The sequence below is a fragment of the Thioalkalivibrio sp. AKL10 genome (genome assembly GCF_000381845.1).
Classification (GTDB): Bacteria; Pseudomonadota; Gammaproteobacteria; order Ectothiorhodospirales; family Ectothiorhodospiraceae; genus Thioalkalivibrio; species Thioalkalivibrio versutus.
Genome location: NZ_KB907143.1, coordinates 145,255 through 161,424, shown reverse-complemented (window position 1 = coordinate 161,424; position 16,170 = coordinate 145,255). Strand labels below are relative to the sequence as shown.

The following is a 16,170-nucleotide window of genomic DNA, read 5'->3' as shown; positions in this document are numbered from 1 at the left end:
CTCGAAGGCGGCGCTACGGGAACTTCAGGCCAGGTTGCGCCGGTCTCAGTCTTGTTGACCACGGGCGGAGGCCTCGCGATGGCAGGCGGATGGGCAAAAGACGGTGCGGAGCAGGAGCAGATCGACAACACGGTCGAGGACGCCCTGCAACGGGTGCGCAGCCAGATTCCCACCGGGGAAGGTCTGAAAGAATGCGAGGAATGCGGGGCGCCGATTCCCGAAGGCCGGCGCCAGGCCCTGCCGGGCGTACGCCTGTGCGTGGGCTGCCAGGAGGCGGAGGACGCGGCGCAGCAGGCCACCAGCCCCTACAACCGGCGGGCCTCCAAGGACAGCCAGCTGCGTTGATCTCGCCCCAGGGAAACACTGATCAATGTACACGCTCGCGTTGGCAGCCCAGGTTTTCCGAGACAAGGCGCGTCGTGCAGCGGGTAGTGGTTCTACCCGCTCGTTTTTGATGTCTTCGGGGCGCAACGCAGGATCGGGGAACCCGGGGTGCCAATCCCACAAGCTATTGAAAGACGGGGCTCGGCCGCCCGTTGTTGATGAAAACGGGCGCGGCAACGGCGTTGCGGCTCCCTTGTGCAGAATGACCGCACGGCAGTCACCGCGCCTTGTTCGCACGCAAAAGCGACTCGAGCGCGAGCGTGTACATCAATCAGTGTTCCCCTAGAGATACTTCATCCGGCCCCGGATGGACTCCAGGTCGGACGCGACGTCCTTAAGGTTCGCGCCAGCGTCGTCACTGCCAACCACCAGCCCCTTGCCGGAAACCGGAATCACGCTGTCGATCTGAAAGCGCCCGGTGGTTCCGCGCAGGAAGCACTCTTCGTCGAAGAACAGGCGATCACCATCCGGCCCGATCTCGTCGGACTCGAGCGTGTCGTACCCGATCAGCCGGGCGATGTCGTCACGCCCTTGGACGTCCACCGCTTCGATCGTCTGCTGCTCCGGATCAATCAACAAGGCCTTCATTCGGTTCCCCTATGCACATGGGTTCATCGTCGCTACTACGGTAACGGTGCGTGGACCGCGGGGCCACTGCGAGCAGGCCCTGTGTGCGCCTGCCGCCCCCGGGAGACGCGGATCCGTGTCCCCATAACGCCCGTGCAACCAATCGGCCAAAGGGCTTTGCAATTTGCCGATTGCCCGTCTTTACTCAACGAGGTCGCCGCGCGCCGAGGCTGACGCAGGCACCCGATAAAAACAAGAAGCGAGGAGGAGACGGTGAACGAGAATCCGCACGATCTCGAAGAGCAGAAAAAGGAACTGGAAGCCGAATACGACACCGACCACGAGATTGGCGAGCAGAACATCAACCCGCTGGGGCTGGATCTGCACAACCCGGTCTTCGTGGTCAGCGCCCTGCTGATTGTTGTATTCGTCCTCCTGTCCCTGGTCTTTCCGGAACAGGCGAACGAGCACCTCGACAACACACGTCAGTGGATCGGCCGCACCTTTGACTGGCTGTTCCTGTCGGCCGGCAACATCTTCGTGCTGTTCTGCCTGGCCCTGATCCTCCTGCCCATCGGGCGCATCCGCATCGGTGGCCAGAACGCCAAGCCGGAATTCTCGGTCATTTCCTGGTTCTCCATGCTGTTCGCCGCGGGCATGGGCATCGGCCTGATGTTCTGGAGCGTGGCCGAGCCGGTGGGCTACTTCACCGAATGGTTCGGAACGCCACTGGGCATCGAAGGCGGGACCGAGGAATCCCGACAGGCCGCGCTGGGCGCCACCATGTATCACTGGGGCCTGCATCCCTGGGCAATCTACGCGGTCGTCGGCCTGGCGCTCGCGTTCTTTGCCTACAACAAGGGCCTGCCGCTGACCATCCGTTCGGCGTTCTATCCTCTCCTCGGTGAGCGCGTCTGGGGCCCGATCGGCCACGTGATCGACACCCTCGCCGTGCTCGCCACCATGTTCGGTCTGGCCACCTCGCTGGGCCTCGGCGCGCAGCAGGCCGCCTCGGGAATGGAGTTCCTGTTCGGCATCGATTCCGGACTGAACACCCAGGTCGCCATCATCATTGGCGTGACCATCATCGCTCTGCTGTCGATCATGCGCGGCATCCACGGCGGGGTGAAGGTGCTCAGCAACATCAACCTGCTGTTCGCCGCCCTGCTGTTGCTGTTCGTGATGGTGGCCGGGGGCGTCCTCGCATTCCTCTCCAACATCGGCACCACGGTCACCGGGTACGTGCAGTACTTCATCCCGCTCAGCAACCCGGTCGGGCGCGAGGACGAGACCTTCTACCACGCCTGGACCATCTTCTTCTGGGCCTGGTGGATCTCCTGGTCGCCGTTCGTCGGCATGTTCATCGCCCGCGTGTCCCGCGGCCGCACGGTACGCCAGTTCGTCACCGCCGTACTGCTGGTGCCGACCCTGGTCACCGTGGTCTGGATGAGCGCCTTCGGGGGTTCCGGCCTGGCCCAGGCGCGGGACGGCATCGGGGCCCTGGCAGACGGCATCTCCGACTCCTCCCTGGCCCTGTTCCAGATGCTGGAGCACCTGCCGTTCACCGCCATCACCTCGTTCCTGGCGATCGCCCTGGTGCTGGTGTTCTTCATCACCTCCTCGGACTCGGGCTCCCTGGTGATCGACTCCATCACCTCGGGCGGCAAGACCGACGCCCCGCAATCCCAGCGCCTGTTCTGGGCCACCACCGAGGGCGTGGTTGCGGGGGTCCTGCTGGCGGTTGGCGGTGCGGCGGCCCTCAATGCATTGCAGGCGGGGGCGGTGAGCACCGGCCTGCCATTCGTCATCGTGCTGCTGCTGATGTGCGTCAGCCTGATGAAGGGACTGTTCCACGAACTGGCCCTGATCCGCATCGAGGAAGCCAAGACCTGACGCCGGCCCCCGTCTGGATGGCCACCACAGGCCATCCAGCCTCCCCACCCGGCCCCCGCGCCCGCCGGTCTCGGCGCCGCGGGGGTCGTTCCGTTCGGGACAACCACCCCCGGAATCGGGCATCCTCTCGCGGATGAGTCCACACGCCCCGGCCCAACACCCATGAGCCTCCGTCAAGCGGTCGCGCGACACCCGCTGCTGGCCGGGCTGGCCTTTCAGGCCGCGCTGATCCCGCTCGCCCTGATCCTGGCCCGGGTGGCCGGCATCCCGCTCGACGAGCGAATCGACTGGAGCCTGGAGGCCGCCGCGCTGGGCATCCTTGCCGTGTTGCCCATGCTGATGCTGCTCGGCACGCTCGCGATCAGCGGCTGGGAACCCTACCGCGCACTGGCCGACCAGGTGCGCGATTTCGTGCACCAACTCTTTCGCCACGCCCTGCCTGGCGCCGTGCTGCTGATCGCCATCCTCGCCGGCGTGGGCGAGGAGCTCCTGGTGCGCGGCGTGCTGCAGGGCTGGCTGACCGAACGCTGGTCACCCGAGTGGGCGATCGTCGCCGCGGCGATCGTGTTTGGACTCGCCCATTCGATCAGCCGCCTGTACTTTGTGTTCGCCACCGTCATCGGGCTCTACCTCGGGGTGCTCTATCACCTGACCGGCAATCTGCTGGTGGTGATCGTCGCCCATGCCCTGTACGACTGGATCGTCATCCACTGGTACTTGCGTTCCCGCGATGCCGGCAGGGGCGGCGCATGATCGTCCAGCAATTATCCAGGGGGAACGGGCCCGCCAAACCCCGCCTTGCCACTGCTGGATGACCATCCACGGGCGGGGGGTCGACGTCACCGACTGCCTGCCCCGGGAACACGCGTCATGCTTCCAGACTGCGGGATCGGTGCACTGGCGCGCCGCAACGAGGACAGGTTGGGCGCGATCAGCACGCGCCCGGGTCACGGCCCGCGCGCGTCTGTTCCATGAATTGCGCCAGGCGCGCCGGCCGCCCGAGATAAAAACCCTGCACCAGATCACAGCCCAGAGCGCGCAGGCGGTCGAGGGTTTCCTGATCTTCCACGCCCTCGGCCACCACGCTCAGGCCCATCTTCTGGCCGAGCCCGATCATGGATTCCACGATGCGCTGGTGCGGCCGGCTGGACACCAGTTCGTGGACAAAGGTCATGTCGATCTTGAGCTCGTCGAGCGGCATGCGCAGCAGCCGCTCCATCGACGAATAGCCAATACCGAAGTCATCCATGGACACCCGCAAGCCCAGGTCCTTCATCCCGTGCAGGGCCGCACGCGCCTCGGCGTCGTGGCTCTCCATCATCGCGGTTTCGGTCAGCTCCACCGTGACGCTCTCCGCCGGCACCTGCCAGACCTCCAGTGACTGCGCCACCAGATCCACCACCTCCCGTTCCTGCAGGTCATCGGCAGAAAAGTTCACCGAGATCCCCGCGTCCAGTCCGGCCTGGCGATACTCGGCACACTGGCGCAGGGCCGTGTTGAAGACCCAGTGCGTCAGCCGGGGCATCAGGTCCGTTCCCTCCGCCGCCCGCACCATGGTGTCCGGACGGATCGAGCCATACTGCGGGTGATCCCAGCGCAACAGGGCTTCCACCGATTGCACGCAGCCCGATGCCAGCGCGACCTGTGGCTGATACTCGAGGTGCAGGCTTCCCTCCTCGATGGCCTGCCCCAGCTGGGACCACAGATCCACGCCCTCCAGCATGGTCGCCGCCGCCTCCGGGGCATACAGGCGCAGGCGCGCCCGGGCCCGTCGCGCCTGCCGAACTGCGGCATAGGCATGAGCCAGCAAATCCTGCGGACGCACCACCTGGGGGCCCGCCAGCGCCAGCCCGGCACGCGGCCAAAGCAGCACCTGCCGCTCACCACAGGCAAACGGTTCACTCAACACCCGCAGCATCTTGTGGGCCGCCAGTTCGGCGAACCCACTCCCGGCCACGGCCGGCTGCGCACAGGTGATCTGATGGCGTCCGGTGATCCCGACCAGGCCGTCGCTCAGGGCGCTCGCCAGCGCCTGACCCGCGTTCCGGATCAGTTCGTCTCCCGCGGCGTACCCCAGGGCCGCGTCCACGTCCCTTAGCCCCTCCAGTTCGATGACGGTCACGGCTGCTTGCGCCCCGGCCTCCTGCGGGCGCGGGGAAATCCCGTCCAGGGCACGGAGAAACTCTTGATAATCCAACAGCTTCGACATCGGCAGAGTTCCGGCGGCTACGCCCATGCGGCGAAATCAGTAGATGCGGATCCCATGTACGGAATGCGCACCTACTCAAAGATAATAGCGCGCCGGATCGACCCCGTAGGCACCCGCCGGAAGGTCGCGCAGGATCTGCCGCCGCGCCCCCTCGGACTCCGGCGCGTGCGACCCCAGATCCAGCTCCCACGGGTCGGGATACGGCATATGGGACGGATCGAGGATGCGCATCACCCGGGGCATGAAGCGCTGCGTACGGCGGTGACTCAGCACGATCGCGACCTCGCCGTTATCCAGCTCCACCAGGCTGCCCACGGGAAACAGCCCCACGCAGTGGGTGAACTGATCCACGAGCGCCGAATTCAGCCCCCAGCGCGCGTTCTCCCGCAGTTCCTTCAGGGCCTCGAAGGGGGTCCCGGCCAGGCCGCCTTCCGTCAGCATCTCCTCGTAGGAATCCACGATCGCCGCCATGCGCGCATAGGCACTGATCTGGTTGGCCACCAGCCCCCGTGGGTAGCCACGCCCGTCCTCGCGTTCGTGGTGCTGGGCGACAATGTCGCGCACGCCCTCCGGGATCCCGTGGGAGCATTGCAGAATGGTCTCGCCATATTCCACGTGCCGCTGAATCTCGCGCCGCTGATCCGGGGACAGCCGCGTGCGGCGCCCCAGGAGCGTCGGCGGCATCTGCATCTTGCCGATGTCCATCAGCAGACCACCCAGCCCGAGGATCGACAACTCGGCTCGATCCAGCCCCATGTGCCGACCCAGCGCCAAAAGATGGATCGCGACATTGAGCGAGTGGGCGTACAGCACGTCGTCCGAGTGGCTCAGCCTGGCCAGCAGCAGCAGGGCGTCCGGGTTGCGTTCCACGCTCTCGCGCAACGCCTCGGACGCCTCGCGGGCCGCCGCCAGACGCACCCCGGGGTTGCGCTCCATGCCGGCACGGATCTGCTCCAGCACACGCCCGGCAATCGCCTGAGCCTCCTTGGCCGCCGGGAGCTCCTGCTCCACCGAGCAGTGATCGCGATACACCGTCATGCCGCGGAACTGGGCGGCCTCGGCCGGGCTCGAGGCCGTCACGGCAGTCCGCGTGGACGCCGCGGCCGATGGCAGCCGGCTCAGCGACGCCGGCGCGCTCTTCTCCAGATCAACGAACACATGCACACAATGGCGAGCGAGCTCGTCGATATCGTCCTGCGAGCGAATCCGCACCCCCTCGACCAGATAGGGCGTCTCCAGCCACGGACGATCGAGCCGGCTGACGTACATACCAACCTGCAGATCGGAAACCGGGATCTCCTGCTGTAACAGTCCCCAGGGCATACCACTGTTGTCCAACTGTCGCATCTGGCCGCCATAATGTTCGACCAGCTTTGCATCATCTCCACCTTAGCGCCACTTATCGAGGGGCAACAGCGATTGAGTGCAGAATCCGTTAGTCGTTCGCAAAAGCCGGCATCCGGCGGCCCCATCCGGCGGACTGAGGGGGAGCGATCGACACTGTGCAGACCGCCCCCACCCGCGCGCTTCCGCGGGTGGGGGCGGCGTCAATCGCGCGCCTGCCGAATGGCCAGAGCCATCTGATTGCGAACGGCCTTCAGGGCCCGCAAGACCGTCGGTTCCACGGCTGCGCCGGCCGGCAATTCCAGATACAGCAGCCCGATACAACGATCGCGCACCGCCAGCGGCAGCAGGAGAAAACTGCGCGCATCCAGGGCCTGGCGAAACTCGTCGGGGATATAGCGACTGATCGAGGCCTCGTGGCTGTCGGTGATGACCAAGTCCTTCTTCTGTTCCAGGGCCAGCGACAGGATGTCGCCCTTGCCCGCGAGCGCGAGTCGCAGCCGTCCGGACAGCGTCTCGGCATCCTTTCCGAAGGCGGTATGCGCCACCAGCACCCGATGCTCGCGATCGGCGAGCATCAGCATTACCCGCCGCAGACCGAGTGTCTGGTACAGGGTCTCGAGCGTTGTCTGCATCAATGTGTTCAGCTCGAATTCGCCCACCATGCTGTCCAGCATGTCGGTGAGGGTCTCCATCAGTGCCGCGGCCTGGGCGGCGGGATCGGCGGTTGCGGCTGCCGCCGCTTCGCCGCCCCCGTCCGCGGCTTCGATATCCGCCGCGTCGCTGTCATCGATCTGCACACCCAGATTCGCCTTCAGCCGGTTCAACGGCTCGCGGCCCTCCGGCGGCAGCTTGACCACCGTCAGGAAGTGATCCATATGCTCGCGCCCGGACTTGATGGCCCGCTGCATGCCGCGGGCATCCACGCCCAGGGCACGTTCGTAGCGCCTGCGCAGATCGGTCAGCAGAGCGCCCTGCTGGTCACGATCCGCCTGGGTAATGCATTGCCCCATCTCCGACGCCAGGGTGACGATGCGATGCAGGCGCTGGTCGGCATCCCGCGCTGCCGGCAGCGTGCCCGAGGGAGCCCGTTCCACCGACGTAACAATCTCGCGCGGGAAGTTCCAGTCCTCCAGCACGCTGCGCGCCAGGGCCTCGTAGGAGATCCCCAGGACCTGGCGGGCGGCACTGCCCTCACCCGTACCCTGACCCACACGAATGCGGATTTCGTCCGCCTCCTCCGGCAGGTAGTACAACACCAGCATGCGACCGATATCGTGGAACAGCGCGCAGACGAACGCCCGCTCGCTCTCCACCCCGCCGACCTGCTCCGCCAGATCACGCGCCAGCATGGCGCTGAACAGGGTGCCGACCAGCGCCTCCATCAGGCGTCCGGAATGACGCCCACCCTTGAGGTTCTCGAACAGCACAAGCCCGAGCGCCGCCGTGCGCACCTGCTCGAAGCCCAGCAGCACGATCGCGCGCGAAACGGTGCGGATATTGCCGCCAAAGTTGCTGTAAAAGGGGGAGTTCGCCAGCCGAAGCAGCTTCTGCGTGGTGGCGTAGTCCTTCAGCACGGCATTCGACAGCTCGGCCACCGAGCGCTTCATGGTGTCGTCGGAACACTGGGTGATCTCGCGGATGTGGCTGGAGATACCGGGGAAATCAGGCTTGCGCCGGATCCGCCGCAGGATGAAGTCCTGCGATCCGTCGCCCGTCTGGCCTTCGCCCTCGACGGCCACCACCAGCGCCTCGCGAAACTCGCGGGCCGATGCGAAACGTTCGGCGGGATCCGGGCGGGTGGCCCGGAGTACCAGGGCGTCGAAGCGTTCGTCGCCATTGCCGGTGCGACCGGAGGGTGGCTCCAGCGCCCCCGCCTGCATCGCCTGCCGGATCGCCGCGGGGCTATCACCGGCAAACGCGCGCTCGCCTGTCAGCATCTCGAAGAACAAGGCCCCCAGGGAGAACACGTCGGACCCTTCGGTCGCGGCCTCATTCGCCAGCCGTTCCGGCGCCAGGTAGTAGGGTGTATCCGGCAGGTGGCTCTCGCCACGCGCGGCCACGTCGGGCAGCGCCATGCCCAGCCCGGTGATGCGCGCATGTCCCTCGGGGTTCACGGTCACGTTCGCCGGCTGCAGGGCCCCGTGCAGGATGCCCTGCTCGTGCGCCGCCGCTGCCGCATCCAGCAGCTCGCGCATCAGGGCCAGGGCGCGATCGATCGGCAAGGGTCCGCGCGCCAGGATCTGCTCCAGGGTCTCGCCCTCGACGTACTCGAACACCAGGTAGACGCCGTCGGCGTAGTCCCCCGCCTCGAAGATTGGAGCGATGTTCGGGTGCCGAAAGCGGCTTAACCGGCGGGCGTCTTCAAGCAATGCCTGGCGGGTCGAAGCGTCCGCCGCGACGTTGGTCAGCGTTCGAATCGCGACCTGCCGATCCAGCAGCGGGTCGTGCGCGACATAGAGCCCGTCGCGGGCACTCGTACCCAGCGTCCGCGTGATCCGGAAGCGTTCGATCTCGGGCACGGCCATGCGGTCAACCATCGGCCACCCCCCGATTCCCCATGTCCACGTTATCGACCCGAGCGATTGTCAGCCCCACCATGTACGGATCCATCCGTCTTCTCCCTGTAATTTCAGCGGGGCCCACCCCGGCCCCCTACCGACCCTCCGAGGAGGGCCTCCATCTCAATCAGCTGGGTCGCGCGCGTGTTCCTTGAGGATGTCCAGCGGGATCACCGCCAGGGTCTCCTCGTGCGTCGCGCGCAGGAAGACCCCGGGCGCCGCCCCCGCCCGGTAGGCCTCCAGCCAGCGCGCGGCGCACAGGCACCAGCGATCCCCTGCCTCCAGGCCGGGGAAGCCGAATTCCGGAACCGGCGTGATCAGATCATTCCCGCGTGCCAGGGAGAAATCGAGAAACTCGCGGGTGAGCTCGGCGCACACGGTATGCATGCCCTGGTCGTCGTAGCCGGTGGCACAACGGCCGTCGCGATAAAAACCGGTGACCGGCCCGCGACTACAGGGCTCCAGGGCCCCGCCAAACACGTTCTTCGAGGGAAATGGCTGCATTGAGGGAATCTCCGTCTGCTATTCCTACAGGATAACGGAGACCCGGCCTCCCAACGCGAGCGTTTACTCCATCCGGGGGAATTCAGTCGGCGTCCGGCCAGCCCCATTCGTCCAGAAACGCGCGCAGGTTCCCGGGCTGGTAGGCGACATCCTTCCGATAGCGTTCCAGGGCACTCGGATGCACCTCGGTCGGGTGACCCGACTGGTACAACGGACGCCGATAGCGCCGTCGCAGGCGATAGATGTGCCGCCGCGAGCGGTGCAGCGACGCCAGCGGGTCGGGGCGCAGGTTATCCGGCAGATACCCCTCCACGTGCAGTCCGGCCATCCGGGCTTGCTCGATCATCCACGCCAACGGGGCCTCTGACGCGAGACGCCCCTCGGCATCCGGGGCGTAGCCGCCGCCCACGTCGGCATGCACGCCACTGAACCACAGCTGCTTCAGATCCAGCCCCGGGCGCGGATCCCACAGGGTGGGCTCAAAGTCGGCTCGTGTCTCGTCGATCGCCATGGCATGGCGGGCGATGCGCACGTTGGGCCCCAGCTTGGTGTCGTAGAACTCGTCCGTACGATCGAACATTCCCAGCAAAGAGAACGGGATTCCCAACGCGCCGACCGTATCCCAGACGCCAACAAAGCGGATCTCCCGCGAGGGATGTGCATGTTTCGCGCGAAAGGTACGCGAGGCTTCGCCCTCGGGCGCATGGCTGGCGCCGGTGTTCTTGTAGTGCCGAAAGGCCTGCTCGATCAACCGTGCATCCGGGCGCTTCAGGACCCCGCAGTTGTTGATCAAGCCGCACAGGCTGCGAACGGTGTACGCCCCGCGGCTGAAACCGAACAGGAATATCTCGCTGCCGGGGGCGTAGTTCTGCACGATGTAGCGATAGGCATCCTGGATGTTCTTGTGGATGCCACGTCCGGTCACACCACCCGAGATCTTTGCGTAGTACGCCCCCACGCCCCAGTCGTAGTAGACCTGCTGCGGGTCGCCCATGGCATCGACGGGCGCAATGGCCCGCGCCAGGCGCAGGACATTGGTCGGCACGTCCGACTCGATGTCCTCCTCCGGGCGATTCCAGGTTCCGTCCGCACAGATCACGATCCGTCGTGTCATTCGCTGGTCTCACATCCTTGTCGTCGGGCGGTCCCGGCGATCATTCAGCGCACGGCAGGCCGCCGTGTGATGCCCCCCCTCAGGAGCCGATCTCGATCCGGCGCACGCCCGGCCGGGCGTCATCCTTGCGCCGGGGGATATCGATCTTCAGAACACCGTTCTTGAACCGCGCCTGGATGGCATCGATATCGGCGTCCCCGGGCAGGCTGAGGATACGGCGAAACTGTCCGTAGGCCCGCTCGACGCGATGATAGCCCGCGTCGTCTTCCTCGGTCTCCTGGCACTTCTCGCCGGAGATGATCAGGTCGTCGCCATCCACCGTCAGGTCGATCGCGTCCTCGTCGATCCCCGGCACCTCCACCGTGATCCGGTAGGCCTTGCGGCTCTCCGCGATATCCACACTGGGCTTGAGCAGCAGCGAGGCGGCGGCATCACCCCCGCGCATCCCGAGGGCCGAGCCAAAGAAGTCCTCGAACATCCGGTCCATCTCGCGGTGCATGCGCATCAAGGGGTCGGCGCCCTCGCGCCGAGCCGGCACGACCTCCGGACTCGCGGTCTCCTCGCGCTTGAACCAGTTCCACGGCTTGAGCTTTTGCAGGTCCATGGTGATCACCTCCGTTGCAGATCCTGTCTACCGAGTTAACTAGGTCGCGGAGAGGGCCTTTTCAAGCCCTGCGAATCAGCCCCCCGAAAATCGGCTAGCCGCACCGGCTGACGCCGGGCGCCCCAGTTGCCGGGGCGCGCCTCGAACACCCCGGGCACCGATGCCCCGCAGGCGTTGCAACAGCCATCGGCGGTCAGGTTCCAGCCCGACAGCTCATACCCGTCGCGGCCAATCACGCGTTGCCCGCACCCCGCGCACCAGGTGCTCTGGCCCTCCGTGTCATGCACATTGCCGGTGTACACGTGATGCAGACCCTGCTCGCGAGCGATGCGCCGCGCCCGCTGTAGCGTCTCGATCGGCGTGCGCGGGTGTTCGGTCATCTTGAAATCCGGATGGAAGGCGGTGAAATGCAGCGGCACATCCGGCCCCAGATGCTCCCGGACCCATTGCGCCATGGAGGTGATCTCCACATCGCTGTCGTTCTCTCCCGGGATCAGCAGCGTGGTGATCTCGACCCAGGTATCGGTCTCGTGCACCAGCCATTCCAGGGTGTCGAGTACCGGCTGCAGATGGGCCCCGGTCAGTTTGTGATAGAAGCGCTCGGTAAATGCCTTCAGGTCCACGTTCGCCGCATCCATGGCGGCAAAGAATTCGCCGCGCGCCTGCTCGGTGATGTAACCGGCCGTCACGGCCACCGTGCGGATATCCCGCGCGCGGCAGGCCGCCGCCACGTCGATGGCGTACTCGTGGAAGATCACCGGGTCGTTGTAGGTAAAGGCCACCGCGCGACAGTCCAGCGCCTCGGCGGCACGTGCAATGGTCTCGGGATCGGCGCGATCGGCCAGCGTGTCGATCTCGCGCGACTTGCTGATGTCCCAGTTCTGGCAGAACTTGCAGGCCAGGTTGCAACCGGCCGTGCCGAACGACAGCACCGGACTGCCCGGGAGGAAGTGATTGAGCGGCTTCTTCTCGATCGGATCCACGCAGTAGCCGGAGGAACGCCCATAGCTGGTCAGCACCACGGCATCGTCGAGATTGGCGCGCACAAAGCATGCGCCGCGCTGTCCGGGCTTCAGCTTGCAGTAGCGCGGGCACAGATCGCACTGTACGCGGCCATCCTCCAGGGCATGCCAGTAGCGCGTGGCGACGGTGAATGCGTCGTGTTCGGGGATGTCGTTCATATCCAGTCCAGACCGTGATTCATGGTCTTGAATATGAGGACACAATCCCAATATTCAACAACATAATGTTTGATGGAGCCCCCCCCAATGACGGCACAGCCCCGCATCCGCGAGCCCGCCATCGCGGGCCAGTTCTACCCTGCCGATCCCGAGGAGCTGCGCGCCACGGTCACCCGCTTGCTCGATGCCGTCCCACTCGTAGCGGACGCGGCGCCGCCCAAGGCCCTGATCGCGCCGCATGCCGGCTACCCGTACTCCGGCCCGGTGGCGGCCTCGGTCTATGCGCACATCCGCCCCCTGGCGGGGAAGATCCAGCGCGTCATCCTCTTGGGTCCGTCGCATCGCGTGCCCTTCCGCGGCATCGCGACCACTACGGCAACGGCCTACCGCAGCCCGCTGGGAGACCTCCCCGTGGACCACAAAGCCCTGGAAGCCATCGCGGACCTGCCCGGCGTCCAGTTACTGGACATCGCCCACGGACCGGAACACAGCCTGGAGGCCCACCTGCCGTTCCTGCAGGTGGCACTGGGGACATTCGAACTCGTCCCGCTGGTGGTCGGGGATGCCTCGTCCGAGCAGGTCGCGAGCGTGCTCGAACGGCTGTGGGGCGGCCCGGAGACCCTGATCGTCGTGAGTTCGGATCTCTCCCACTTTCACGACTATGCCACCGCGTGCCGCCTGGACACGGCCACCACCCGTGCCATCGAACAGCTGGACGAACACGCGCTGGGGCCGGAACAGGCCTGCGGCTGCCGGCCGCTGGCGGGCTTGTTGCGGCTCGCGCGACAGCGCGGTCTCACCATCACCACACTGGACCAGCGCAACTCCGGCGACACCGCCGGCCCGCGCGACCAGGTGGTCGGCTACGGCGCCTGGATGCTGCAATGACGCACGCCATCGACCTGCCCGCGCCGGCGCGCGAGCGCCTGCTGCAACTGGCCGCGGATGCCATCCGGCGGGCCGCGCACCATGCCCCCGCCCGCCCCATTGCACTGGAACAGGAGCCCGACCCGCTACCCGATCCCGGCGCCAGCTTCGTCACCCTGAAGCAAGGGGAAACCCTGCGCGGCTGCATCGGCACGCTGGAGGCCCACCGGCCCCTGGCTGCGGACGTCCTGCACAACGCTCGCGCGGCGGCGCTCAATGACCCGCGCTTTCCGCCGCTGCGCACGTCGGAACTGGCCGGTCTCGCCTATTCGGTCACGTTGCTGACCGCTTCGCGACCCATGGAGGCCGCGCAGCGCAAGGGCCTGCTGGCTCAGCTACAACCGGGCCGGGACGGCCTGGTCCTTCAGGCCGGAGCGCGCCGCGCCACCTTCCTCCCTGCGGTCTGGGAACAACTGCCCGACCCCGAGACCTTCCTCGATGCCCTGCTGCAAAAGGCCGGGCTGGCGCCGGGCAGCTGGCCCGACGGCCTGCAGGCCTGGCGCTACGGGTCCCTGGAGGTTGCCGGTGAACTTTGAACCGAGTGTGACGCTGTACCTGATCGTCGCCACCGTCGCGGTCTCCCTGCTCGCATGGCAGAACCCGCGCTGGTTGCAGGCAATGATCCATCACCCGCCATCGGTGCAGCGCGGCGAATACTGGCGCCTGGTGACCCACGGTTTCATCCATGCCGATGGCACCCATCTCGCGTTCAACATGATCACGCTGTTTTTCTTCGGCATGGCCATGGAACGCGTGCTGGTGCCCGCGATCGGCATGGGCGGCTTCGTGCTGTTCTATCTGGCCGCCATCGTCCTCGCCAGCCTGCCCAGCCACCTGCGCCATCTGCGTGACCCGGGCTACCGCTCGCTGGGCGCTTCCGGCGCGGTCTCCGCGGTGCTGTTCGCCTACATCCTGCTGCAGCCGTGGTCGCTGTTGTTCGTGTTCTTTATCCCGGTCCCGGCCATCGTGTTTGCGGCGCTCTATGTCGGCTATTCGCTCTATGCCCAGCGCCAGAATCGCGACAACATCAACCACAGCGCCCACCTGTGGGGCGGCGCCTGGGGCATCGCCTTCATGCTGTGGCTGGAACCCGGCCTGCTGGCGCGGTTCTTCCAGGAACTGCTCTCGCCCCTCGGGTGACCCCGGTTACTTGTCGCACGCCCCGGGCAGTTCTAGCCTCTGCGCACTTTCCTCCCCGACACCGCAGGATCCCGCCATGCAAGACGCCATCGCCACGCTCCCAAAGGTCGAGCTGCACCTGCACATCGAGGGCTCCCTGGAACCCGAGCTGATGTTCGCCCTGGCCGAGCGCAACGATGTCGATCTCCCGTATGCCTCGGTCGAGGAGGTTCGGGCCGCCTACCAGTTTCACGACCTGCAATCCTTCCTCGATATCTACTACGCGGGCGCTTGCGTCCTGCTAACCGAGCAGGATTTCTACGATCTGACCTGGGCGTACCTCGAACGCTGCCGGGACGACCACGTCCGCCACACCGAGATCTTCTTCGACCCGCAGACCCACACCGAACGCGGCGTGCCCTTCGCCACGGTCATCGACGGCATCCACCGCGCGCTGGCCGACGGCGAACGGGAACTCGGCATCACCAGCCGCCTGATTCTCTGTTTCCTGCGCCACCTGAGCGCCGAGGCCGCGATGGAGACCCTGGAGACCGCCCTGCCCTGGCGCGAGCACATCCACGCAGTCGGGCTGGACTCGGCCGAATTGGGCAACCCGCCGGAGAAATTCCAGGCCGTGTTCGAGCGCGCGCGGGCCGAGGGATTCCCCGCCGTCGCGCATGCCGGCGAGGAGGGACCACCGGACTACATCTGGCAGGCACTGGACCTGCTCAAGGTCGCGCGCATCGACCACGGCGTCCAGGCCGAGCAGGACCCCGACCTGATGCAGCGCCTGGCGCGGGAGCAGATCCCGCTGACCGTCTGCCCGCTGTCCAACATCAAGCTGTGCGTGTTCGAGCGCCTGGAACAACACAACCTGAAGCGCCTGATGGACGCGGGGCTGTGCGTCACCATCAGCTCGGATGACCCGGCCTATTTCGGCGGCTACGTGGGGGAAAACTTTCGCGCCACGGCCGCGGCCCTGCAGCTGGACCTGGATGACCTGGAAAAACTGGCACGCAACGCCGTCGACGCCGCGTTCCTGGAAGCCAGCGAAAAACAGCGCCTGCACGACGAGATCGGCGACTGGCGGGCCCGGCACGCCGCCTGAAACGCGAGTGCGGGTCCGGGATTCCTATCCGGAGAAGCGCGTCGGGCGGGCCGGAAGACGCCCCTTCGCCACCAGGCGCTCGATGCGGGTGAACACCTCTCCGCGGCCGAAGGGTTTCTTCATGAAGTCGTCGGAGCCGATGCGATCGAGGAAGAACTGCTCGACCGCGTCCTCGTTGCCGCTGATCATGATCACCGGCACCTTCGCGGTGGCGGGGTCCCGGCGCAGTTGACGCAGCATGGCAAACCCGGTCATCCCGGGCAGGAGGATATCCAGGAAGATCAGGTCCGGTGGATTCTCGCGCGCCAAAGCCAGCGCCTCCTCGGCATCGCCGACGCCAATCGGCTCCAGCTCGTTCTGCTTGAGCATGCTGGTGAGCAGCGCGACCACCGTGCGCGAATCATCCACCACCAGCACCCGCAGCCCGCGAGCGGCCTCCTGGCGTGCCTTTGTACGCCGCTCGCCGGCCTTGCCGAACCGCAGCAGACTCCCCATTCGCTGCATGTAGCTCATGCCGGACTCCTTTCCCCTGGCCGTAGTGTTTTGTCGCACGCCAGATGACCGCATTGTTCCCGTGCCCGCACGCCCTGTCCAGCGCGCCTTGACGGCCCGTTTGAAGCCCGGCGCGAAGACGCGCATTATCCGGATTTGCCTG

The 16,170-nt window shown here is 66.4% G+C and carries 16 protein-coding genes; 7 read left to right on the top strand and 9 right to left on the bottom strand.

The features are described 5' to 3' along the window. Positions 1 to 78 precede the first annotated feature (78 nt). Positions 79 to 345, top strand: a complete 267-nt coding sequence (locus tag G333_RS0106490) for a DksA/TraR family C4-type zinc finger protein (protein WP_018938096.1) — start codon at positions 79 to 81, stop codon at positions 343 to 345. Positions 346 to 666: 321 nt separating this feature from the next. Here the strand turns inward: G333_RS0106490 and G333_RS0106485 are convergent, their stop codons facing one another. Then, positions 667 to 972 carry a hypothetical protein gene (locus tag G333_RS0106485; RefSeq protein ID WP_018950811.1) on the bottom strand — a complete coding sequence of 102 codons (306 nt, stop codon included), beginning with the start codon at positions 970 to 972 and terminating at the stop codon, positions 667 to 669. 252 nt (positions 973 to 1,224) lie between these two features. On the opposite strand from G333_RS0106485, the gene G333_RS0106480 reads away from it, so the two are divergent. Both G333_RS0106480 and G333_RS0106475 read left to right on the top strand, forming a co-directional pair. After that, positions 1,225 to 2,844: a BCCT family transporter gene (locus G333_RS0106480; RefSeq protein ID WP_019628011.1), complete on the top strand. Its 1,620-nt coding sequence runs from the start codon at positions 1,225 to 1,227 to the stop codon at positions 2,842 to 2,844. Positions 2,845 to 3,006: 162 nt separating this feature from the next. After that, positions 3,007 to 3,597 carry a CPBP family intramembrane glutamic endopeptidase gene (locus tag G333_RS0106475; protein ID WP_018950809.1) on the top strand — a complete coding sequence of 197 codons (591 nt, stop codon included), beginning with the start codon at positions 3,007 to 3,009 and terminating at the stop codon, positions 3,595 to 3,597. Between the two features lie 178 nt (positions 3,598 to 3,775). Here the strand turns inward: G333_RS0106475 and G333_RS0106470 are convergent, their stop codons facing one another. The 7 genes from G333_RS0106470 to amrS all read right to left on the bottom strand — a co-directional run bounded on the left by G333_RS0106470 (position 3,776) and on the right by amrS (position 12,361). Next, positions 3,776 to 5,053 carry an EAL domain-containing protein gene (locus tag G333_RS0106470; RefSeq protein ID WP_019628010.1) on the bottom strand — a complete coding sequence of 426 codons (1,278 nt, stop codon included), beginning with the start codon at positions 5,051 to 5,053 and terminating at the stop codon, positions 3,776 to 3,778. A 75-nt stretch (positions 5,054 to 5,128) separates the two neighbouring features. After that, complete coding sequence (locus G333_RS0106465; protein ID WP_019628009.1) at positions 5,129 to 6,376, bottom strand: HD domain-containing phosphohydrolase; 1,248 nt, start codon at positions 6,374 to 6,376, stop codon at positions 5,129 to 5,131. 224 nt (positions 6,377 to 6,600) lie between these two features. Beyond that, complete coding sequence (locus tag G333_RS0106460) at positions 6,601 to 8,925, bottom strand: HDOD domain-containing protein (protein WP_018938101.1); 2,325 nt, start codon at positions 8,923 to 8,925, stop codon at positions 6,601 to 6,603. A 156-nt stretch (positions 8,926 to 9,081) separates the two neighbouring features. Continuing rightward, positions 9,082 to 9,462, bottom strand: a complete 381-nt coding sequence (locus tag G333_RS0106450; protein ID WP_018144213.1) for a DUF2237 family protein — start codon at positions 9,460 to 9,462, stop codon at positions 9,082 to 9,084. 82 nt (positions 9,463 to 9,544) lie between these two features. Continuing rightward, a complete protein-coding gene (locus G333_RS0106445; protein WP_019628008.1) occupies positions 9,545 to 10,576 on the bottom strand; it encodes a DUF2235 domain-containing protein in 1,032 nt (343 codons plus the stop codon). A 79-nt stretch (positions 10,577 to 10,655) separates the two neighbouring features. Then, the gene (locus tag G333_RS0106440) at positions 10,656 to 11,180 is read right to left on the bottom strand and encodes an Hsp20/alpha crystallin family protein (protein WP_038038160.1); all 525 of its coding nucleotides are present in this window, start codon (positions 11,178 to 11,180) and stop codon (positions 10,656 to 10,658) included. A 35-nt stretch (positions 11,181 to 11,215) separates the two neighbouring features. Beyond that, positions 11,216 to 12,361, bottom strand: a complete 1,146-nt coding sequence (amrS, locus tag G333_RS0106435) for an AmmeMemoRadiSam system radical SAM enzyme (RefSeq protein ID WP_018950803.1) — start codon at positions 12,359 to 12,361, stop codon at positions 11,216 to 11,218. Between the two features lie 87 nt (positions 12,362 to 12,448). Between amrS and amrB the strand changes: the two genes are divergently transcribed. From amrB to G333_RS0106415, 4 genes are all read left to right on the top strand, one after another. Further along, entirely contained in the window at positions 12,449 to 13,249 is an 801-nt protein-coding gene (amrB, locus tag G333_RS0106430) for an AmmeMemoRadiSam system protein B (protein ID WP_018170082.1), read from the top strand. After that, entirely contained in the window at positions 13,246 to 13,824 is a 579-nt protein-coding gene (gene amrA, locus G333_RS0106425) for an AmmeMemoRadiSam system protein A (protein ID WP_018950801.1), read from the top strand. The genes amrB and amrA overlap by 4 nt, the downstream gene beginning before the upstream one ends. Further along, positions 13,814 to 14,428, top strand: a complete 615-nt coding sequence (locus G333_RS0106420; RefSeq protein ID WP_018175744.1) for a rhomboid family intramembrane serine protease — start codon at positions 13,814 to 13,816, stop codon at positions 14,426 to 14,428. The genes amrA and G333_RS0106420 overlap by 11 nt, the downstream gene beginning before the upstream one ends. A 76-nt stretch (positions 14,429 to 14,504) precedes the next feature. Continuing rightward, entirely contained in the window at positions 14,505 to 15,515 is a 1,011-nt protein-coding gene (locus G333_RS0106415) for an adenosine deaminase (protein WP_018950800.1), read from the top strand. 24 nt (positions 15,516 to 15,539) lie between these two features. On the opposite strand, the gene G333_RS0106410 is transcribed toward G333_RS0106415, so the two are convergent. Continuing rightward, positions 15,540 to 16,028 (bottom strand): PleD family two-component system response regulator, encoded by a 489-nt coding sequence (locus G333_RS0106410; protein WP_018144221.1) that lies wholly within the window; start codon positions 16,026 to 16,028, stop codon positions 15,540 to 15,542. Positions 16,029 to 16,170: the final 142 nt, after the last annotated feature.

Coding starts and splice junctions, on each gene's coding strand:
- G333_RS0106410 (WP_018144221.1), bottom strand. CDS start 16,028: ATGAGCTACATGCAGCGAATGGGGAGTCTGCTGCGGTTCGGCAAGGCC.
- amrB (WP_018170082.1), top strand. CDS start 12,449: ATGACGGCACAGCCCCGCATCCGCGAGCCCGCCATCGCGGGCCAGTTC.
- G333_RS0106460 (WP_018938101.1), bottom strand. CDS start 8,925: ATGGCCGTGCCCGAGATCGAACGCTTCCGGATCACGCGGACGCTGGGT.
- G333_RS0106445 (WP_019628008.1), bottom strand. CDS start 10,576: ATGACACGACGGATCGTGATCTGTGCGGACGGAACCTGGAATCGCCCG.
- amrA (WP_018950801.1), top strand. CDS start 13,246: ATGACGCACGCCATCGACCTGCCCGCGCCGGCGCGCGAGCGCCTGCTG.
- G333_RS0106485 (WP_018950811.1), bottom strand. CDS start 972: ATGAAGGCCTTGTTGATTGATCCGGAGCAGCAGACGATCGAAGCGGTG.
- G333_RS0106470 (WP_019628010.1), bottom strand. CDS start 5,053: ATGTCGAAGCTGTTGGATTATCAAGAGTTTCTCCGTGCCCTGGACGGG.
- G333_RS0106475 (WP_018950809.1), top strand. CDS start 3,007: ATGAGCCTCCGTCAAGCGGTCGCGCGACACCCGCTGCTGGCCGGGCTG.
- G333_RS0106440 (WP_038038160.1), bottom strand. CDS start 11,180: ATGGACCTGCAAAAGCTCAAGCCGTGGAACTGGTTCAAGCGCGAGGAG.
- G333_RS0106450 (WP_018144213.1), bottom strand. CDS start 9,462: ATGCAGCCATTTCCCTCGAAGAACGTGTTTGGCGGGGCCCTGGAGCCC.
- G333_RS0106465 (WP_019628009.1), bottom strand. CDS start 6,376: ATGCCCTGGGGACTGTTACAGCAGGAGATCCCGGTTTCCGATCTGCAG.
- G333_RS0106415 (WP_018950800.1), top strand. CDS start 14,505: ATGCAAGACGCCATCGCCACGCTCCCAAAGGTCGAGCTGCACCTGCAC.
- G333_RS0106490 (WP_018938096.1), top strand. CDS start 79: ATGGCAGGCGGATGGGCAAAAGACGGTGCGGAGCAGGAGCAGATCGAC.
- amrS (WP_018950803.1), bottom strand. CDS start 12,361: ATGAACGACATCCCCGAACACGACGCATTCACCGTCGCCACGCGCTAC.